The sequence below is a fragment of the Yoonia sp. genome (assembly GCF_014859355.1).
Classification (GTDB): domain Bacteria; phylum Pseudomonadota; class Alphaproteobacteria; order Rhodobacterales; family Rhodobacteraceae; genus Yoonia.
This window is the reverse complement of the sequence record NZ_JACUUJ010000035.1, coordinates 1-21021: the sequence shown is the minus strand read 5'-3', so window position 1 is coordinate 21021 and position 21021 is coordinate 1. Positions and strand designations below refer to the sequence as shown.

Below are 21021 nucleotides of genomic sequence, written 5' to 3'. Positions count from 1 at the left end.
GGTAAACGCTGGGGCAACAAACACCAACCCATCCCCGGAGGGAACCCATGAAGTTTTTCGTAGATACCGCAGAGATCGACCAGATCAAGGAACTGAATGACCTTGGGATGGTGGACGGCGTCACCACCAACCCGTCGTTGATCGCCAAATCGGGGCGCGACATTCTGGAAGTGACCAAGGAAATCTGTGATCTGGTCGATGGCCCTGTGTCCGCCGAAGTTGTCGCGCTGGACGCCGACACCATGCTGGCCGAAGGCCGCAAACTGGCCAAGATTGCCGACAATATCGCCGTCAAGGTGCCGCTGACATGGGCAGGCCTGCAAACCTGCAAGGCGCTGTCGGACGAAGGCGTGATGGTCAACGTGACCTTGTGTTTTTCGGCCAACCAGGCATTGCTGGCGGCCAAGGCGGGGGCCACGTTCATCAGCCCCTTTATCGGGCGTCTGGATGACCTGAACCTTGATGGGATGGAGCTGATCGGCGACATCCGCACCATCTATGACAACTACGGGTTCGAGACACAGATCCTTGCCGCCTCGATCCGGTCAGCCAACCACATGAAAGACGCAGCCCTGATCGGCGCCGATGTCGCGACAGCACCGCCTGCCGTGATCAAGGCGATGGCGAACCACGTGCTGACCGACAAGGGGCTGGCTGGCTTCATGGCAGACGTCGAAAAGGCCGGCATCAAGATCCTTTGATGCGCCATTGCGGTGGGCGGGTTTCGATCTGGCCACCGCCACCCTGCCCGTGTCTGCAAAAAGGGCACGATTTTCCGCCGCTTTGAAAATAGGTGCAGAAAATACCGGAACCCTCTGCTATCGTGGCGCAAAACAACAGCAGAGCAGGCAAATGACCGAAAAAACCATGGCCAATGATCTTCGTGAAAAGATCATCGCGAATCCCGATGTTCTTTTGGAAGATCACGATCTGATGCGCGCCCTTGTCGGTGCCAATGATCACCGGATGGGCGGAAATATCGTCGATCTGCGCGCCATTGCCATGGAACGGCTCGAGGCGCGGTTTGACAGGTTGGAAGACACCCATCGCAACGTGATTGCTGCCGCCTATGACAATCTGGCTGGCACCAATCAGGTGCATCGCGCCATTTTGCGCATGATGGATGCAACTGCCTTTGACCAGTTCCTGACGGATCTGTCGGGCGACGTGGCAAATACTTTACGGGTCGATGCCATCCGGTTGGTGCTGGAAGGCACCGCACCAGAAACCAAAAAAACCTTTGGGCCGATGGTGGCCTTGGTACCTGCGGGTTTTATCGCCGATTACGTGACACTAGGCCGCAACATGCCCGTGCGCCAAATCACCCTGCGCCGCTTTACCGCCGCCCCTGACAGTTTGTTTGGTGACCGTGCCGCCTACATCCAGTCCGAAGCCTGCCTGATCCTTGATCTTGGCCCTGACCGTCTGCCCGGGATGCTGGTCATGGGGTCCGAAGACCCACAGCAATTCACACCGCAGCAAGGAACCGATCTACTGACATTCTTTACCGGCGTATTCGAACGGGTGATGCGCCGCTGGCTGGCCTGAGCGGATGATTTCCCCTGCCCTGACAAATGCGCTGCGGCTGTGGCTGGATCATCAGCGCGCGTTGGCGGGCGCGGCGGACAACACGCGCAAGGCCTATCAGACCGACGTGCTGGGCTTTTTGTCGTTCATGACGCAGCACAATGACGACACGCTAGGTCTTGGCCCGATTGCCGCCGTGACCGTGCGCGACATGCGGGCGTGGATGGCCCATGAACGCAAGCGCGGCGTTGGTGCGCGATCACTGGCGCGGTCGTTGTCAGCGGTAAAATCATTCTACCGCTGGTTGGCCGCCCGCGAAGGGTTCGAAGCCACCGCCGTGCTATCTACCCGCGCGCCAAGGTTTCAGCGCAAACTGCCCCGCCCGCTGGCCGAGGATGCCGCAAGCGCCATGATCGACGCCGTCGATCTACAGGCGCGCACACCTTGGGTTGCCGCGCGCGACAGCGCGGTTGTGACGTTGCTTTACGGCTGCGGGCTGCGCATATCAGAGGCCTTGAGCCTGACCGGGGCTGATGCCCCCTTGCCCGCGATCTTGCGGATCAGGGGCAAGGGCGACAAGGAACGGATCGTTCCGGTGATCGACGCCGCCCGCAGCGCGGTTGACCACTATCTGACCCTGTGCCCCTATCCCAGCGCGGCGGGCGCCCCGCTGTTTCGCGCGGTCAGGGGCGGCGCACTGGCCCCACGCGCGGTGCAAAAGGCGATGGAACAGGCGCGCCTGCAACTGGGCCTGCCTGCCACCGCCACACCCCATGCGCTGCGCCATTCCTTTGCTACGCATCTGCTGGCCGCAGGGGGCGACCTGCGCAGCATTCAGGAATTGCTGGGGCATGCGTCACTGTCAACCACACAGGCCTACACCGCCGTTGATGCCGCCCGCCTGATGGAAGTCTACGACAAGGCCCACCCCAGGGCATGACACCGTTACTTTTTGGCACCAAAACCATCGCGCTGCGACTGTGTTCAACCGCTTGCACTGCACCGCAATTTCCATCATGAAGACCCGATGACCCTACGCACCAAGGCCCTTCTTGTTCACCTGTTTACCGCGACCGGTGCCGTTTTTGCGATGCTGGCCATGCTGGCGGCGGTCGACGAAAAATGGGACCTGATGTTCCTGTGGCTGGTGGTTGCCTTTGCCGTTGACGGGATCGACGGCCCCCTTGCCCGCCGCTATAATGTGAAAACCAATGCCGCGGCCTTTGACGGGGTGCTGCTGGACCTGATCATCGACTATCTGACCTATGTTTTCGTGCCGGCCTATGCTCTGTTCAAATCCGGGCTGTTGCCCGGCTGGACGGGCTGGTTCGCGATCATCTTCATCACCTTTGCTTCGGCCATGTATTTTTGCGATACACGCATGAAAACAAAAGATAATTCCTTTTCCGGTTTTCCCGGCTGCTGGAATATGCTGGTCATCGTAATCTTTGCACTGGAACCGAATTTCTGGGTGTCGCTGTCTTTGGTGACAGTTTTGGCCATCGCCATGTTCCTGCCGCTGAAATTCGTGCATCCGGTGCGCACACTGCGGTGGCGGCCCGTCACATTGCCCATGGCGTTGGCATGGACGTTCTTTGCAGGCTGGGCCGCATGGGTCGGGTTTCACCCGGACAGTTGGGCGCATTGGGGGTTGGTGGTCACGTCGGTTTATCTGCTGTTTGCCGGGGTGGCGCAGCAGTTGACAGAACGCCCCTTGCGGCATTAAGGCGCCGACACCGCCATCATCGTTGCCGTCAGCGTTGCAACAACCGTTTCACTGTCGCCATCGCGGGCAATCGCGCGGCCTTGGGTAAAGGTCAGGGTCCGGCCTGATTTCACCACCTCGCCTTCAATCCGGAAATGCGCGCCGCGCGCGGGGGCCATGAAATTTGCCTTGAACTCCACCGTCAGCACCTCGGCATCAGGCACCATCAGCGTGAACGCCGCAAATCCGCAGGCGCTGTCCATCGCGGTCGTGATGGCACCGGCGTGCATGAAACCGTGATGCTGAGTGAAAGCGGGGTTAAAGGGCATGTCCAGCGTCACCCGCCCCGCCGCGATCTCTGCGATCGTGATCCCCAGAGATGCCATCGCGCCCTGGCGGATAAAATCCGCCCGCATCCGCGCCTCTGCATCTGGATTTCGATAGGTTTTCATTTGCCCCTCAGCCTGACCTTTCGGTCAGCATAATCGTTTCAAGCTTGTGTGCATAGGCGCGATGCAGTGGTTGGATTGTCGGCCCATGATCCCTAGATTGATCACAAAGGACCAACTGATGCAGCATTATTCCCTTCTTGATCTTTCGCCCGTCGCCGAAGGCCAGACCGCGGCAGATGCGCTGGCCAATACCGTTGATCTGGCCCGATTGGCCGAAGCCGAAGGCTATCATCGCTATTGGCTGGCCGAACATCACAACATGCCCGGAATTGCATCGGCCGCAACAGCAGTGGTGATCGGCCATGTGGCCGGTGCGACAAAAACCATCCGCGTTGGTGCCGGCGGAATCATGCTGCCCAATCACGCGCCTTTGGTGGTGGCCGAACAATTCGGCACGCTGGCCACGCTTTACCCTGACAGGATCGACCTTGGCCTTGGCCGCGCACCTGGCAGCGATATGGTCACCGCCCGCGCCCTGCGCCGCCACATGGCCCCCGACGACAGTTTCCCGCAGGACGTGCAGGAACTGATCGGCTATTTCGGCGACACCCCCGGCCCGGTGCAGGCCGTGCCCGGCACAGGCACCCATGTGCCGGTCTGGATCTTGGGGTCAAGCCTTTACGGTGCGCAGTTGGCCGCGCATTTCGGGCTTCCCTATGCGTTTGCCGCGCATTTCGCGCCCGCCATGCTGGAACAGGCCAGCATGATCTATCGCCAGCAGTTCCAGCCCTCGGACTGGTTGCAACGGCCCTATTTCATGATGGCCGCTGGGGTCTGTGCCGCCGACACGGATGCAGAGGCGGATTTTCTGCGCACATCGCAGCAACTGGCCTTTGCCCGGCTGCGCAGCGGCCAGCCGGGCAAATTACCACGCCCGGTGGATGATATCGCCACACATGTGCCGCCGCAGGTGCTGGAAGGCGTGAATGCCGCATTGGCCTGTTCGGCAACCGGCGGGCCCGACACCGTGCGCGGGCAACTGGCCGGGCTGATCGCCCGCTATCAACCTGACGAGCTGATCCTGACCGGCATGATCCACGACCACAGCGCGCGGCTGCGGTCGTTCCGGATCGCGGCAGAGGCGCTGCGCGACATCACCGCGTCACGCAACGCCGCCTGACCTAGCCAACCAGCGCCGCATCGCAACGCCCGCAAACCCCCGCATGGGCATGGGTGCCGACATCGGGCAGAATTTTCCAGCACCGCAGGCATTTTTCGCCCGTCGCATGGGCAAACACCACGGCCACATCCGCCACATCATCCAGCCGGAACGCATCCGCAGGGGCGGCATCAGTCGTCACCGTGATCCCGGATGTAATGCACAGATCGTCAAAACTGGTTGTTTCCAGCACCGCTACGACCTCGGGCGTGACATAGACGATCGGCGCCGCCTCAAGCGAGGCGCCGATCACCTTGGCGGTGCGTTCGACCTCCAGCGCACCGGTGACAACACGGCGAACGCGGCGGACGGTGGCCCATTTCGCGGCCAAGGCATCGTCGCGCCAATCGGCGGGTGTTTCGGCGAAATCCTCCAGATGCACCGAACCGTCGTCACCGGGAAAGCGTTCCAGCCAGACCTCTTCCATGGTGAAACACAGCATCGGGGCCAGCCATTTGGTGATCCGGTGGAACAGAATATCCAGCACCGTGCGCGCGGCCCGCCTGCGCGCCGTGTCACCGTCACAATAAAGCGCATCCTTGCGGATATCGAAATAGAACGCCGACAAATCGACCGTAGCAAAGGTGAACACCGCCTGAAACACGCCTTGGAAATCGTAAGTCGCATAGCCATCGCGCACGGTCTGGTCCAGTTCGGCCAAACGGTGCAGCACCCAGCGTTCCAATTCAGGCATATCAGCCGGTGCAACCCTGTCGTTTTCGGTGAAATCAGCCAGCGCACCCAGCATATAACGCATGGTGTTGCGCAAACGGCGATAGCTGTCAGCGACCCCTTTCAGGATCTCGTCGCCGATGCGCAAATCCGCAGTGTAGTCCGACTGCGCCACCCACAACCGCAGAATATCCGCGCCATATTGCTGCACAACCTTTTCGGGCGCGATGGTATTGCCGATAGACTTGGACATCTTCATGCCCTTCTGATCCAGCGTAAACCCATGCGTCAGCACCCCACGATAGGGCGCATGGCCCATCGTGCCGCAGGCCTGCAACATCGACGAATGGAACCAGCCACGATGCTGGTCGGTGCCTTCCAGATAAAGATCGGCCATGCCGTCCGTCGACCCGTCGGGCCGGTCACGCAGCACGAATGCATGGGTCGAACCAGAATCGAACCACACATCCAGAATGTCGAACACCTGATCGTAATCGTCCGGGTTCACATCCGCGCCAAGGAACCGTTCTTTGGCGCCCTCTTTATACCACGCATCCGCGCCTTCGACCTCAAAGGCCGCCAGAATACGCGCGTTGACCGCCGCGTTCTGCAACAGGAAACCTTTATCGCCAGGCTTCAACCCCTTGCGCGTGAAACAGGTCAGCGGCACACCCCATGCGCGCTGGCGGGACAGCACCCAATCGGGCCGCGCCGCAATCATGGAATGCAGGCGGTTGCGGCCAGTCTTGGGCGTCCATGTCACCAGTTCGTCGATGGATCGCAGCGCGCGTTCGCGGATCGTGGTGCCATAGGTATCGTTGCCGTCACCCACAGGTTTGTCGATTGCGGCAAACCATTGCGGGCGGTTCAGACGAATGACAGGGGCCTTTGACCGCCAGCTATGCGCGTCGGAAATCGTGATCCGCTTGGTCGCGATCAGCGCGCCGACCTCTTTGAGCTTTTCGATCACAGCCTTGTTGGCCCCACCGGGCTTGCCGTTGGGTTTCAGGATGCATTCACCACCAAAGAACGGAAGGTCCGCCCGGTAGGAACTGTCATCAAGGATGTTATAGGTCATCGGCAGGCCATGCTTGACCCCGATGGCATAATCGTCATCCCCGTGGCTGGGGGCGGTATGGACAAAGCCGGTGCCGGTGTCGTCGGTCACATGATCGCCGGGCAGCAGCGGCACATCGAACGCCCATTCAGGGTGGGCATCAGCAAACGGGTGGGCACAGGTCAGCGCAACCAGTTCATCCGACGTCACATCGCGCAGGCGGGTGAACATGCCCGCATCCAGGCGCGCCTTTTCCATCACGTCGGCAGCCAAGGCATCAGCGATCAGATATTGATCGCCGACCGATGCCCAACATTCATCCGGCGTGCCGGTGACTTCATAAAGGCCATAGGCGATGTTCGGGCCAAAACAGATTGCGCGGTTTTGCGGAATGGTCCACGGGGTCGTGGTGAAAATCACCGCCGTCGCGCCAGCAAAGCCACCCGCAGTCACCGGAAACTTTACCCAGATCGCATCGGTCTGCCGGTCGTGATATTCCACCTCCGCCTCGGCCAGCGCTGTCTTTTCCACCGGCGACCACATCACGGGCTTTGATCCCTGATACAGCGTGCCGTTCATCAGGAATTTCTGGAACTCCTCCGCGATCACGCGTTCGGCATGGAACGCCATCGTCAGATAGGGGTCGTCCCAGTTGCCGGTCACGCCCAGACGCTTGAATTCCTCGCGCTGGATATCCACCCAGCCTTCGGCGAACTTGCGGCATTCCTGCCGGAAATCGACGACATCTACGGTGTCCTTGTCCTGGCCTTTGGCGCGGTATTTCTCCTCGATCTTCCATTCGATCGGCAGACCGTGGCAATCCCAGCCCGGCACATAACGCGCGTCGCGCCCCATCATCTGCTGGCTGCGCACCACCATATCTTTTAGAATCTTGTTCAGCGCGTGGCCAATGTGCAAATGCCCGTTCGCATATGGCGGGCCGTCATGTAGCGTGAAAGGCTTGCGCCCTTCGGCCTTGTCGCGCAACTTCTGGTAAACCCCGATCTGTGCCCAGCGCGCCAGCCATTCAGGTTCGCGTTTCGGCAACCCCGCACGCATGGGAAATTCGGTGCGGGGCAGGTTCAGGGTCTGTTTATAGTCGGGGGTCTCGGCGCACATGCGTGGCGTCCTTTTGGCAATCGTGGAACTGTAAGGATGAAGCGCGGTGCGCAAACGCTGACACCTTTTCCCGGTCGGTTCAGGATCCTAAACCGCCGGGCAAATAATACCTATCATCATCAGCCGTATCATGGCTGCGCTTATAGAACCGGGGTCAGCAAGGGTAAAGGCTCCTCTTGACTTCATCTTGGCCCCAAAACTCCCGCCGGAGGCTCCGACAGCGGCACCAAGCGCAGGCTTTGCAATCAAAGGGTTGACTTGCCCTTTGGCGCCCCCCGGCCAAAGTCGGGCGCATCGGTATCCTGCCCCGCTTCGATGATCGACCGGCGGATCGACCGGGTGCGGGTGAAATAAGCATGCAGATGCTCGCCGTCCCCCCGCCGGATCGCCCGTTGCAGCGCGAACAACTCTTCGGTGAACCGGCCAAGGATCTCCAGCGTCGCTTCCTTGTTGTTCAAAAACACATCGCGCCACATCGTCGGATCAGAGGCGGCGATGCGCGTGAAATCGCGAAAACCCGCAGCGGAATATTTGATCACTTCGCGATCTGTCACGCGCCGCAGGTCATCGGCCACGCCGACCATCGTATAGGCGATCAGGTGCGGCGTGTGGCTGGTGACGGCCAGAACCAGATCGTGATGATCTGCGTCCATCTCATCCACCTGCGCGCCCATGCCACGCCAGAACTCCGCCAAGCGGTCCACGGCAGAGCGGTCACTGTCGGGCAGCGGCACCAGAATGCAAAAGCGGTTGTCGAACAGTTCGGCAAAGCCGGACTTTGGCCCGGAATGTTCGGTCCCCGCCAGCGGGTGCGCAGGGATAAAATGCACGCCCGGCGGTATCTGCGGGCTAACCGCGTCAATCACCGTCCGTTTGACAGACCCCACATCGCTGACGGTCGCGCCTGGTTTCAGCACCGGCGCGATCTCTGCTGCCACAGCCCCCATCACCCCGACAGGCACGCATAACACCACCAGATCGGCCCCCTCGGCCGCTTCGGCCGCTGTCGCGCACACGCGGTCGCACAGACCGATTTCGACAGCAACGTCACGGGTTGCGGCGGTCTTGGCATAGCCGACAATCTCGTGCGCCAATCCGCTACGGCGCATTGCATGGGCCATGGATGACGCGATCAGCCCCAACCCGATCAGCGCAACGCGGTCATAGATCACCGCCATCAGACAGCCCCCTTGAACTGTGCAACCGCATGCACCACGCGGCGGCAGGCGCTTTCGTCGCCCACGGTAATCCGCAAACAATGCGGCAGTTTGTAGCCCGCCACTTGACGCACGATTATTCCTTCATGGCGCAGATGCGCATCACAGGCCAGGGCCTCGTCCGGGCTGGAAAAACGCGCCAGCACGAAATTTGCCGTGGATGTGTCAGACGGCACGCCCAATTCAGCCAGCGCAGTGGCCATCCATTCGCGCCAGCGGGCATTTTCACTGCGGCATTTTTCAGTATAGGCGGTGTCACGCACCGCCGCCTCGGCCGCTGCCAGCGCCGCAGATGACAGGTTGAACGGCCCACGAATGCGGTTCAATACGTCAATCACAGCCTGCGGGCCATAGCCCCAGCCCACGCGCAGCCCGCCCAACCCGTAAATCTTGGAAAAGGTCCGCGTCATCACCACGTTCTGGCGCGCATCCACCAGCGCCAGCCCCGCATCATAGCCTTCTACATATTCAGCATAGGCCCCATCCAGCACCAGCATCGCTTGCGGTGGCAACTCCGCGGCAAGCCGCGCCAGTTCAGCCAAGCCGATCATCGTGCCGGTCGGGTTGTTGGGGTTGGCGATGAACACCAGTTTCGTGCGGTCATTGCAGGCGGCCAGAATCGCATCCACATCGGTCACGCGTTCACGCTCGGGCACTTCGACAGGGGTGCCGCCTGCGGCCAGCGTCGCGATCCGGTAAATCGCAAAACCGTGTTCGGTATGAATAACCTCGTCCCCCGCGCCGACATAGGCCTGACACAACAGATGCAGGATCTCATCCGACCCAACGCCACAGATCACGCGATCGGTGGCAACACCCCAAACCGCGCCGATGGCCCCCCGCAGGCTGGCATGATCAGTTGGCGGATAGCGGTGCAAACTATGCACTGCGCGCAAAAACGCCTCTTTCGCGGCATCGCTTGGCCCCAGCGGGTTTTCGTTTGATGACAGCTTGAGAACGTTGCTCACCCCGTCAAGATGCGCCACCCCGCCCTGATACAGCGCAATGTCCATGATACCGGGTTGCGGTTGAATGCCGTCAGCCATGATAGGGTCCGTCCTGTCGTTTCGCCCGTTCTAACGCCCTGCCCGCGCCCTGACCAGAGACAAGCGATCAATCATGACACGATCGCTTCTTCCAGACATAAATATCCCCGCCAGAGGCATCCAAATTTCTAGAAATTTGGATTACGTGGCCAGAACGTTGCGGAACTGCCATGGATCGGTTTCATCGATATCCTCGGGGAAATGTTCCCAGCGGTCCTGTAACGGCGTCCAGTCGGTATAATGTGCCTCGACCGGGCCAAGATAGGGGCGCTGGACGTCCAGACACCGGGCATGATCCATTTCATCGGTTTCAACGATCCCGGCTTGTGGATTTTCCAATGCCCAAACCATCCCCGCCAACACAGCCGATGTCACCTGAAGCCCGGTTGCGTTCTGATATGGCGCAAGGGTCTTGGTTTCCTCGTTCGACAGGCGCGACCCGAACCAAAGCGCGTTCTTTTCGTGGCCATAGATCAGCACACCCAATTCATCGATTCCGGTGACAATTTCATCTACATCCAGAATTTCATGCACGGTCTGCTGGCGCCCGGCGCCGAACATCTCGTGCAGGCTCAGCACCGCATCATCACAGGGGTGATAGGCATAGTGGCATGTCGGCCGGAAATCAGGGGCGGATTTGTCACCCACGGTGTAGTAATCCGAAATGCTGATCGCCTCGTTGTGTGTCACCAGAAACCCGAACTGCGGTCCAGGCGTAGGGCACCATGTATGCACGCGGGTAATCGCACCTGGGCGTTCAAACCAGATGCCCGCCTGACAGCCGGTATCATGGGCATGGGCAGTCTCGGGCATCCATGTCTCGTGGGTGCCCCAGCCCAGCTCGGCGGGCTGGAACCCCTCGGCGATGAAGCCTTCAACCGACCAAGTATTCACGAACACTTTGCGCGGGCGCGGTTTGTCGCGGGCCTGCGTGTCGCGTTCGGCAATATGCACCCCCTTGACACCCAGCGATTGCATCAGCGCACCCCAACTTGCGCGGTCGGTTGGCACCGGATCGTCGCGCCCCAGATCACGGGCCAATGTCATCAACCCTTCTTTCACGAACCAGCTGACCATGCCGGGATTCGCGCCGCAGCATGACACCGCCGTCGTCCCACCGGGGTTGGCGGCCTTTTCATCGCGCACCTTCTGACGCAAGGCATAATTGGTGCGCTCGGCGTTTTCCGTTGTGTCAAAATAGAACCCGGCCCAGGGTTCAACCACCGTGTCGATATATAACACACCGATTTCGCGGCAGAATTTCATCAGATCCAGCGAAGACGTATCGACCGAAAGATTGACGCAAAACCCGCGCCCATTCGGGAATAACCCGCCCAGCACTTCGCGGTAGTTTTCGGGGGTCAGCGCCACCTGATGATGGGTGATGCCCTGTGCGGCCAGAAACGCCGCACTGGCAGGGTTGGGGTCGATCACACTGAACCGAGCCGGATCATAGTCGAAATGACGCTGGATCAGCGGCAAGGTGCCTCTTCCGATGGATCCAAAACCGATCATCACGATATCACCGTCAATACGGCCATAGTTTGGGTGAGTTGTCATGCGAAGCACCTTTCCCTTGTTCCGATTTCACAACCCCTTAGGGCATCCCGGGCAGAAATGGAATTAACCCACCCGGCGTTACGAAAAAAGGCCACCCAGATGGGCGGCCCCTTTCAATTTCTTTTGGTCAAGACCTTAGTTCTTGGCGTAGAATTCGACGACCAGATTTGGTTCCATGTTCACTGGATAAGGCACATCGCCCAAACCGGGTGTGCGCACGAATGTCGCCACCATTTTGGAATGGTCAACTTCCATGTAATCAGGCACGTCACGTTCGGGCAACTGGCTGGCGACCATCACCATTTCCATCTGCTTGGATTTCTGGCGCACTTCGATCACGTCGCCTTCTTTTACGCGGTAGGACGGAATGTTGACGCGCTTGCCATTCACAGTCACGTGGCCGTGGTTCACGAACTGGCGCGCAGCAAAGACGGTAGGCACGAATTTGGCGCGGTAAACAACAGCGTCCAGACGACGCTCCAACAGACCAATAAGGTTCTCACCGGTATCGCCCTTGACACGCTCGGCCTCGGCATAGATGCGGCGGAACTGCTTTTCAGTCACATCGCCGTAATAGCCCTTCAGCTTTTGCTTGGCGCGCAGCTGGATGCCAAAATCAGACAGTTTGCCCTTGCGGCGCTGACCGTGCTGGCCGGGGCCATATTCACGACGGTTAACAGGCGATTTGGGGCGACCCCAGATATTTTCGCCCATCCGGCGGTCAATTTTATACTTGGCAGCGGTGCGTTTCGTCACGGCTGATCTCCTTCTTTTATTTGCGAAGGGCGTTGTCCTTTTCCCTGATTTTGCAGGAACGACAGGTTTCCGTTTACACGGTCCACCAACACCAACGAAGCCGCGCTTATATACATCTGCGCTTCGGTGTCAACGGGTCAGACAAGCGGTTCACCTTCCGTCACCGAAGTGACCTGATAAAGCGCATTTTATGTCTAATTGTGACCACACCATCCCCCTAAGACGGATGCGGGGGATGTCGGAATACCCGATGCTATCCCAGTTTATGAGTGTAGTGGTAACAAGTAGGGCAGCGGTGTGGCAAACGGACGAAGCGGGCGTGCAATTACGCGCTTGCGGGTTCATGAACTCCGCTGCCTGCCGACAAGGCAGCAGGGCAAGGACAATCATATTGTCTTTGGCCTGCCACCATTGATTTGGCGGAATCCTGACCCGGGTGAGGGACGCTCAGGATTCTTTACGATCGTCAACGATATTCAGCGCGGCCACGCCGGAATTACCCAGTTCCACCGTTGCAAAGGGCCCACCGATGCACAAGTTGGCCAGATCCTTGTTGTCCAGCGGCGGCGTGTCGGCAAAGACCTGTGCCGCGAAGTCTTCGGCGTTGTCCTTGGGTCGGTAGCCCAGATGCCCCGCCTTGGAATTGTCCACAACAGCGCGGTCGTTGTTTGATATCCCGTAAACCACGGTGAAGCCGACAACGGGGCTGTCGATGGACCGCTGCACCAGATGGATCAGATCGTCATAAGACAGCCATGTGCCGATGCTGCGCGCGTTATTGGCCGGCGCGCAGGAAAAGATGCGCATGCACACCGATTCTACCCCGCGCTTATCCCAGTAAAGACTGGCAAGGTCTTCGCAAAAACATTTGGCCAGCCCATAATAGGTGTCGGGCTTGTGCGGCGCATCAAGGCCGATGGTATCGGTTTTCTTGTGCATCCCCACCGCATGCACCGAACTGGCATAGACCACGCGTTTGACGCCGTGCCGATAGGCGGCCTCCCACACGTTATAAGCCCCGATGATATTGGATTGCAGGATGTCATCCCACGGGGCCTCGTCCGCGATGGCACCGAAATGCACAACCATATCGGCCCCCGCAATCACCGCCTCCATTGCGGCAAGATCGGACAGATCGGCCTGCACATAGGTTTCACCGGGATAGGTCTTGCCAATCTCGGCCACGCGGTCGGTGGATACCAGCGTATCGCACATCTTGCTGAGCGGTTCGCGCAGGTAAGATCCAAGGCGGCCAGCGGCCCCTGTCAGCACCAGTTTTTTCATCACGTTTCCTTTGTCATTTCGCGCATCTGCGCCAGCAATTGATCGGCACCCTTGGCCAGCAACCCGGTATCGGTGCCGCAGGCCACAAAAGTAAAGCCGTTGTTCAGCAGTTCAGCCGCAAAGCCCGGATCGGTCACCAGCGTGCCCACGGGCATGCCCGCATCCATCAGCTTTCGCGCTGCGGGCATGATCCGCGCCCAGACATCCGCATGCATCGGCTGCCCGATCAGCCCCATATCGGCGGCAATGTCGGCAGGGCCGAAAAAGATGCCATCGACACCGTTGACGGCCGCAATCGCTGCGGCTTGGTCAATCGCTGCCTGCGTTTCCAACTGGATCAGCACGCCGGTTTCATCGCCCACCCGCGCATAATAATCCGTGATCCGGCCAAATCGGTTGGCGCGGATCGACCCGGCCACACCTCTGATCCCGTCGGGGGGATAGCGGGTGGCGGCGACGGCGGCGCGGGCTTCCGCCACGCTTTGCACCATGGGAAACAGCAGCCCCGGCGCGCCGATATCCAGCAGGCGCTTGACCATCACCGCATCGTTCCACGGCGTGCGCACGATGGCGGTGGACGGATAGGGCGCAATCGCCTGCAATTGCCCCAACGTGGTCATGACATTGCCGGGGGAATGTTCCATATCCACCAGCACCCAGTCATAGCCCGCACCGGCCACCACCTCGGCCGCGTAATTGCTGGCAAGGCTAGCCCACAGCCCGATTTGGGGCTGGCCCCCACGGATCGCGGCCAGAAAGGGGTTGACGGGCAGTTTCATATCACGGCCCTTTCCATGAAGGCCACACCCTGCGTGATCCGGTCATAATGAAACGGTGTCAGATCAAGCGTCTTGTATGCGCCATGTGTAATCCATTCCGCCATCCCGCGCCCGACGGCGGGCGATTGCTGAAACCCGTGGCCGGAAAACCCGTTCACGAAAATGAAATTGCCGACCTGCGGGTGTGGCCCCAGAACGGCGTTCTGGTCCAGCGTGTTATAGGCATAGTGGCCGACCCATGAATTGCGCAGCTTGATCGCCTCGAACTGGGGGATACGGTGGGCGATGACGGGCCAGACGTTATTTTCCCAGATGTCATGGTCGGGGGTGAAATCATCATAATCCACGGCGTGGTCATCCTCTGGCGGGCAGCCTGCCATGTAGAATGTGCCATCGGTGCGAAAATGCACGCCGGACGGGTCGATTGTCAGTGGCAGATCACGGTCAAGCGGCTTGGCCGCTTCAAAGATAAAGGTATAGCGTTTACGCGGTTCCACCGGTAGATCAATCCCCGCCATGCGCGATGTCAGCACCGCGCGCGGGCCGGATGCATTCACGACCGTGCCGCAGGCGATAACCTCGCCCGATTTCAGAATCACGCTTTCCACCTGCGTTCCGGCGGCGTTGCGGTTCATGGCGATGACTTCGTTCGTGACATATTCCACGCCACGTTCCCGCGCCGACCTGCGCCACCAGTCAAACAAGGTGTTGCCGTCGAAATAGCCTTCGTCGATCAGGTTGTGATTTCCCGCGATGATGTCATCAAGGTTGTAGAACGGATAGGCGGCGGCGATTTCATCGGGCATCATGTGCCGCGTGCCGGCACCGCAAGCTGCCTGCACCTGCTGGCTGTCGCGCAGGGCAGCGGCAAATTTCTCATTATCGGCCAGATACATGTAGCCAAAGCTGTGCAAACGCGGGTGCGGCACCCGTTCGTCACCACCCATATAGGCGCGAAAGTTTTTTACGAAATCCGCGCCGAATTGCGAAATCCTGACGTTGATCGGTGCGCTGAACTGCTGGCGGATGCACGAATTGGTGTGCGCGGTCGAACACCATTCATAGGTCGGGTCGCGTTCCACCACCAGAATGCTGCCGTTGAAATCGGGATTGTCCGTCAGGAACCACGCCACCGACGACCCCAGCATCGCACCGCCGACGATCACCACGTCATAGCTAGATTGCAGCGGTGCCTGCGTCATGTGGTTTCCCCTTTTGCGACGGCTTCCAACACAGCCGTGACATCGGCCTCGGACATGCCATAGTCCTGCACGGCAGCTTTGGTGGAAATATAGCCGCGCGCAAGGTCGCGTTTGACCAGCGCGGGGTCACGATTGGCCGCAGGGCCATAGCCCGCGCCACCGGGAAAGCCCAGCATGACGCGCCGCCCGGCCGGCACGAATTGCTTGCCCTTGCCGCGCATGGCAGTGCCATCATCTTGCGCAATCGTGGTGGGCGCGCCATCGGCCCCACCTTGGCGTCCGCGTGCGGGATGATCCACACGGTCGAACATAGCGGAAAAATCGCATTCGTGGCCTGCGGCAGCACTCACCTCCATATACTGCCCAAGGCCGCCGCGATACTGGCCCGCACCGCCGCTGTCGGGGCGCAGTTCCTTACGCCAGATGATCACGGGGCCAGTGTGTTCTGTCGCCTCGACCGGCATTGTCATCACACCAGACGGAAAGGCGGTGGCATTCAGCCCGTCCACCGTTGGCCGCGCCCCTGCCCCGCCAGAGTTGAACGTCAGCACCTCGGCCCGCCGCCCGTTTGCGCCAGTGGGGCGCAGACTGATCTGAAAGTTGCACAAACAGCCTGCACCCTCGGCAGGGACAGTCGCGGGCAGGATTTTATCCAGCGCGTCAAAGACCGTATCGGGGATCATGTGCCCGATGATATGGCGCAGCGCGACAGGCGCGGGATGGGTCGCGTTCACGATGCTGTCCACCGGCGCCGTCACCTGAAACGGGGCCAAAGACGCGGCATTATTGGGAATTTCCGGCGCAATCGCACATTTCAGCGCGTAGCAGGCATAGGCCTTGGTATAGACCAGCGGCACGTTGATGCCCTTTTTATCAAGGCCAGAGGTGCCCGCGAAATCGCACAGGATGCGATCCTCTTCAATCGTCAGCTTGACCTTCAGGTCAATCGGGGTGTCGAACCCGTCAATTGTCATGCCGCCCGATGCGGTTTCACGCGGCAGGGCGGCGATACGTTCCAGCGTGGCGCGGCGCGAGTTTTCAAGAATAAAGTCACCAATTCCCGACAGGTCGGTCAGCGCGAATTCATCCATCATTTCCGCCAGACGCCGCTGGCCGATCTCGTTACAGGTCGCCAGCGCGTAGATGTCACCGATCAACTGGTCAGGTTCGCGCACATTCCCGCGCAGGATCCGCACCAGCGTGTCATCGACGCGGCCCCTGTGGGCGAATTTCATGATCGGGATGTAAATCCCTTCCTCGTAAACGCTGGCGGCATCGGCACCAAACCCGCGCCCGCCGATATCGACGACATGGGCCGTGCAGGCAAAAAACCCCACGTGATTGCCCTTGTGAAACGATGGCGTGACCACGGTGATGTCGTGCAGATGGCCGGTGCCTTCCCAAGGGTCGTTGGTGATATAAACGTCACCTGAGACGATATTGTCCGGCCCGATCCGCCGGATGAAATGCGCCACCGCATCGGCCATGGCGTTTACATGGCCCGGCGTGCCGGTCACGGCCTGCGCCAGCATCAGCCCATCCGCGTTGTAAACCCCGGCGGACAGATCGCCCGCTTCGCGCACGGACGTGGAAAAGGCGGTGCGCACCAGCGCCTGCGCCTGTTCCTCGACCACGGAAATAAGGCGGTTCCACATGACCTGATAGGTAACGCTGCTCATGATGTCACCTCTGTGATGTCGATGGTGCCGTCGGGGCGCGCGATGGCGCTGCGGCTGGCGGGGATGACGATGGTGGTTTCATCCTCGGTGATCAGGGCGGGGCCGGTGATGGTTTGGCCCGCTGTCAGGCTGGCGCGGGTAACAACGAAGGCTTGTGTCATTGCGCCCAGCGCGGGGTCAAACAGGTCACGCCAGCCGACCACAGTGGCATCGCTGGCATCAGGCGTATTGGGCAAGACGGCAGGTTTTGCCGCCTCGGTCGTGGCGTTGACGGCCCAAACGGTGATTTCGATATCCATGCCCGCCACTGTGCGACCAAAAAGCGTTGTATAATCCGCCTCGAACAGCGCCTGAAAACGTGCCGCATCAGGGTCGCGCGCGTCATCGACGCTCAGGCTGATGGGAATTTCCCAGCCCTGCCCTGTGTAGCGCATATAGACCTTGTATTCGGCCTGAATGGGCGCTGCCGCATCGCAGGTGCGCACGAAACCTGTCGCTTCGGTCGCCAGATCGGCCAGCAGGGTTTCCACCACATCGGGCGCGAAATCCGACAGTTTCATGTAAACGCTGCGCGTCGCCTCGAAACTGAAAGGGGCACGCAGGAACCCGATGGCAGAGCCGACACCGGCCCCCGTGGGCACCAGCAGGCGGTTAATGCCCAGTTTTTCACACAAGCGACCAGCGTGCAGGGGGGCGGCGCCGCCAAAGGCAATCATGGTGTAATCTGCCAAATCCTCGCCGTTTTCAACCGCATGCACGCGGGCGGCGTTGGCCATGTTTTCATCCACGACCTCGGCCAGACCGTAAGCGGCGGTCAGCGCGTCCATGTCCAGCGGCGCACCCAGCGTAGTCAGCGCTGTTTCAGACGCATCCGCGTGCAACCGGATCGACCCACCGGCGAAATTGTCAGGGTCCAGCTTGCCCAGCGTCAGGTCGGCATCGGTCACTGCGGGCCGGTCACCGCCGCGCCCGTAACAGGCAGGGCCGGGTTCCGACCCCGCGCTTTCAGGACCAACGCGGATTTGCCGCATCGTATCCACATGCGCCAGACTGCCGCCCCCTGCCCCGATTTCGACCATGTCGATCACCGGAATCGAAATCGGCATCCCCGATCCCTTTTTGAACCGGTAGGTGCGGGCGACCTCGAACACCCGCGCAGTCTTGGGTGTCTGGTTCTTGATCAGGCAAATCTTGGCCGTGGTGCCGCCCATATCGAACGACAGCACCTTATCCAACCCGTGCCGCGCGGCGATGTCAGCGGCAAAGACCGCGCCCCCCGCTGGGCCAGATTCCACCAGCCGCACAGGGAAATCCGCCGCACTTTCAAGGCTGATGATCCCGCCGCCGGAATGCATCAGGAAAATCGGACACATCGTGCCCTCATCCGCAAGCCGTTCGCGCAAGCGCCCCAGATAGGATTTCATCAAGGGCTTGATATAGGCGTTGGCGACGGTTGTATTGAATCGTTCGTATTCACGCATCTGCGGCGATACCTCGGACGACAACGACACCATGATACCGGGCAGTTTTTCGGCCAGTACATCGCGGATCATCCGTTCGTGGACATCGTTCAGATAGGCGTGAATCAGGCCCACGGCGATGCTGTCAAACCCATAGGGTGCAATGTGATCCGCCAGTTCCGCGACAGCAGCCCGGTCCAGCGGAATAAGAACGTTGCCCTGCGCATCTACACGTTCGGGCAAGGTGAACCGGTGCTGGCGCGGCAGCAGTGGTTCGGGCAGTTGCAGGTTGAGATCATATTGTTCAAACCGGCTTTCGGTGCGCATTTCGATCACGTCGCGAAACCCTTCGGTGGTGATCAGCGCCGTTTTCGCGCCCCGTCGTTCGATCAGCGCATTGGTCGCCAGTGTCGTGCCGTGGATGATCTGGCCGATCTGGGCCGGATTGATCCCGGCCTTGGCGCAAACCTGATGCATCCCGTAGATAATCGCATCCTCGGGGGCGGTGTGGGTGGTCAGCACCTTGGTGGAATGCTGGGCGCGGCCCACCTCCAGCACCACATCGGTGAATGTGCCGCCTATATCAACGCCCAGACGGATATGTTTTTGCATCACGGCCCCCAACGTTTGGATAGCTTGAGCCTAACCAGACCGAACCATCGCATCCAATTATTTAATACGATTGATACGATCAATTTCTCTGATCATAACCCTGCGCAATAGCAAAGGCGACCCGCGCCGCATCGCCCACCATCCGCGGCGATCGTTCAGCATCGTAGCGGGCAAAGAAATGCAGGGGCGCGGGCGACCATGCATAAGAAACCGGCACCAGCGCCCCACTGGCAATATCGGTCGCCACCATGGCGGCGGGCAGTGTCGCAATGCCCATGCCATCGACCGTCATCTGCAGGCAGGCCGCCAGGTTGCTGGATGGCACCAGCCGGAACGCCAGATCACGGCGGCTGGAAATATGCGCGGTGACTTCTTCATAAAGGCGTGTGTTGCGCGCATGGGTCAGGATCGGATGCTGCGCCAGATCATCAAGCGTGACATCCCCGACTGGCAACAGCCCCGGTTCGGCCACCCAGACCAACGGATAGGTGCCCAGATCAATCTGTCCGCTGGATAAACGGCTAAAGGGCGCGTTCTGCAACGCCAGATCAATCGTGCGCCCGGCCAGTTCCTTTTCCAGATTGGCGGACAAATCGACCGTCAGCTCCACCGTTAAATTGGGAAACTGGTCTTTTAATGCGCGCAGATAATCGCGCAACCATGTGTGCACGATCATTTCGGTCACACCCAGCCGCAAGGTGCCTTCCAGCAAATCGCGGTTGCCTGCGGCAGCGACCAGCGCATCGGTGGCATCCAGCACCCGGCGCGCATGCACCAAAAGCACCTGCCCCTTGCCCGTCAACTGAACAGACCCCGCATCACGCGTCAGCAGGCGGGTGCCCAAGGCATCCTCTAACGCGGCAATCCGGGCCGAAATATTGGGCTGCGTGGTGTTCAGCCGGTCAGCCGCGCGGCGGAAACTACGCAAATCAGCGACCCAGACAAAGGCCTCCAGTTGTTTCAGATTCAGGCGCATGGGGAATATGGATGCCGCACGGATGTGAATGTCCCTCGTTAGCGTAACCGATGCGCGTCAGAAAGCGATCTGCCCCGACTAAACCATGGTCAGACCACCTGGGTCGAGCGCGGATTACTGAACACCCGCGAAATTCATTTACGAAAAAGACGCCACTTGCAGCCTGTCAAGCCGGGTGATATTGCCACGGCAATCAGGGATTAGCTCAGCCTGGTAGAGCGCTGCATTCGGGTTGCAGAGGCCGGAGGTTCGAATCCTCTATCCCTGACCAAAATTGAAATTTTCAAATTATTCAGATATTTCCGCGCCATTCCTCTAGCAAACTGTCCGCCGCGATCAGCGCTGAAATCTTGGCCCACAGTCGGGCAACGGTGACCGCGCAAAGATCCTTTCAGACCCGACGGGCCCTTGCCTTATCGTGATGACCATCGCCGCGTCCAAAGTCCACAGGCCCACCATCTGCGCGACAGATCGCAAGGCGCCGGCAGGAGGGTCACAGGCGGTTGACCACACCGCAAGCCCCCAAACTATCCGGCCCAAGCGGCTGACGCCCACAAGAATAACCGTTTCCAGGCCATTTCGCCCCTTGCCCCGCCCCTGCCGCATGGATAAACCCGTCATCGGAGACGTGGCCGAGTGGTCGAAGGCGCTCCCCTGCTAAGGGAGTAGGCGGGAAACCGTCTCGAGGGTTCGAATCCCTTCGTCTCCGCCACCTACCATTTTTATTCAATTCGATGCAATGATACTCAACCCCTTATG

Annotated in this window: 17 protein-coding genes and 2 tRNA genes; 7 read left to right on the top strand and 12 right to left on the bottom strand. The window is 60.0% G+C overall.

Translation table 11 applies throughout. From position 1 onward, the window contains the following. The first annotated feature begins 47 nt into the window (after positions 1 to 47). From fsa to IBX59_RS11890, 4 genes are all read left to right on the top strand, one after another. Positions 48 to 701, top strand: coding sequence for a fructose-6-phosphate aldolase (gene fsa, locus IBX59_RS11905; protein ID WP_296375793.1), 654 nt, complete (start codon positions 48 to 50; stop codon positions 699 to 701). A 151-nt stretch (positions 702 to 852) separates the two neighbouring features. Further along, positions 853 to 1548: a DUF484 family protein gene (locus IBX59_RS11900; protein WP_296375792.1), complete on the top strand. Its 696-nt coding sequence runs from the start codon at positions 853 to 855 to the stop codon at positions 1546 to 1548. Between the two features lie 4 nt (positions 1549 to 1552). After that, entirely contained in the window at positions 1553 to 2467 is a 915-nt protein-coding gene (locus IBX59_RS11895; RefSeq protein ID WP_296375789.1) for a tyrosine recombinase XerC, read from the top strand. Between the two features lie 87 nt (positions 2468 to 2554). Further along, the gene (locus IBX59_RS11890; RefSeq protein ID WP_296375788.1) at positions 2555 to 3253 is read left to right on the top strand and encodes a CDP-alcohol phosphatidyltransferase family protein; all 699 of its coding nucleotides are present in this window, start codon (positions 2555 to 2557) and stop codon (positions 3251 to 3253) included. Here IBX59_RS11890 and IBX59_RS11885 read toward each other — a convergent pair. Beyond that, complete coding sequence (locus tag IBX59_RS11885) at positions 3250 to 3684, bottom strand: PaaI family thioesterase (protein ID WP_296375786.1); 435 nt, start codon at positions 3682 to 3684, stop codon at positions 3250 to 3252. The genes IBX59_RS11890 and IBX59_RS11885 overlap by 4 nt on opposite strands. Before the next feature lie 118 nt (positions 3685 to 3802). Between IBX59_RS11885 and IBX59_RS11880 the strand changes: the two genes are divergently transcribed. Continuing rightward, a complete protein-coding gene (locus IBX59_RS11880; RefSeq protein WP_296375784.1) occupies positions 3803 to 4804 on the top strand; it encodes an LLM class flavin-dependent oxidoreductase in 1002 nt (333 codons plus the stop codon). A gap of 1 nt (position 4805) precedes the next feature. Here IBX59_RS11880 and ileS read toward each other — a convergent pair whose 3' ends face one another. From ileS to IBX59_RS11825, 11 genes are all read right to left on the bottom strand, one after another. Beyond that, on the bottom strand, positions 4806 to 7691 hold the full coding sequence (ileS, locus tag IBX59_RS11875; RefSeq protein WP_296375782.1) for an isoleucine--tRNA ligase: 2886 nt from the start codon (positions 7689 to 7691) through the stop codon (positions 4806 to 4808). 245 nt (positions 7692 to 7936) lie between these two features. After that, a complete protein-coding gene (locus IBX59_RS11870) occupies positions 7937 to 8869 on the bottom strand; it encodes a prephenate/arogenate dehydrogenase family protein (protein ID WP_296375780.1) in 933 nt (310 codons plus the stop codon). Continuing rightward, a complete protein-coding gene (gene hisC / locus IBX59_RS11865; RefSeq protein ID WP_296375776.1) occupies positions 8869 to 9954 on the bottom strand; it encodes a histidinol-phosphate transaminase in 1086 nt (361 codons plus the stop codon). Before hisC ends, IBX59_RS11870 begins: the two co-directional genes overlap by 1 nt. A 141-nt stretch (positions 9955 to 10095) precedes the next feature. After that, complete coding sequence (locus tag IBX59_RS11860; protein WP_296375773.1) at positions 10096 to 11514, bottom strand: saccharopine dehydrogenase NADP-binding domain-containing protein; 1419 nt, start codon at positions 11512 to 11514, stop codon at positions 10096 to 10098. 135 nt (positions 11515 to 11649) lie between these two features. Continuing rightward, a complete protein-coding gene (gene rpsD / locus IBX59_RS11855) occupies positions 11650 to 12270 on the bottom strand; it encodes a 30S ribosomal protein S4 (protein WP_296375771.1) in 621 nt (206 codons plus the stop codon). Positions 12271 to 12717: 447 nt separating this feature from the next. Next, positions 12718 to 13554, bottom strand: a complete 837-nt coding sequence (locus tag IBX59_RS11850; protein WP_296375769.1) for an NAD(P)-dependent oxidoreductase — start codon at positions 13552 to 13554, stop codon at positions 12718 to 12720. Next, positions 13554 to 14333 (bottom strand): aldolase/citrate lyase family protein, encoded by a 780-nt coding sequence (locus IBX59_RS11845; protein ID WP_296375767.1) that lies wholly within the window; start codon positions 14331 to 14333, stop codon positions 13554 to 13556. The genes IBX59_RS11850 and IBX59_RS11845 overlap by 1 nt, the downstream gene beginning before the upstream one ends. Next, positions 14330 to 15535 (bottom strand): FAD-binding oxidoreductase, encoded by a 1206-nt coding sequence (locus tag IBX59_RS11840; protein ID WP_296375765.1) that lies wholly within the window; start codon positions 15533 to 15535, stop codon positions 14330 to 14332. The genes IBX59_RS11845 and IBX59_RS11840 overlap by 4 nt, the downstream gene beginning before the upstream one ends. Then, positions 15532 to 17214: a hydantoinase B/oxoprolinase family protein gene (locus IBX59_RS11835; RefSeq protein WP_296375763.1), complete on the bottom strand. Its 1683-nt coding sequence runs from the start codon at positions 17212 to 17214 to the stop codon at positions 15532 to 15534. The genes IBX59_RS11840 and IBX59_RS11835 overlap by 4 nt, the downstream gene beginning before the upstream one ends. Continuing rightward, a complete protein-coding gene (locus tag IBX59_RS11830) occupies positions 17211 to 19286 on the bottom strand; it encodes a hydantoinase/oxoprolinase family protein (protein ID WP_296375761.1) in 2076 nt (691 codons plus the stop codon). The genes IBX59_RS11835 and IBX59_RS11830 overlap by 4 nt, the downstream gene beginning before the upstream one ends. Positions 19287 to 19365: 79 nt before the next feature. After that, on the bottom strand, positions 19366 to 20262 hold the full coding sequence (locus IBX59_RS11825) for a LysR family transcriptional regulator (protein ID WP_296375759.1): 897 nt from the start codon (positions 20260 to 20262) through the stop codon (positions 19366 to 19368). Positions 20263 to 20456: 194 nt separating this feature from the next. On the opposite strand from IBX59_RS11825, the gene IBX59_RS11820 reads away from it, so the two are divergent. Then, positions 20457 to 20533: transfer RNA gene (locus IBX59_RS11820), tRNA-Pro, on the top strand. Positions 20534 to 20884: 351 nt separating this feature from the next. Beyond that, positions 20885 to 20974, top strand: a tRNA-Ser gene (locus tag IBX59_RS11815). Positions 20975 to 21021: the final 47 nt, after the last annotated feature.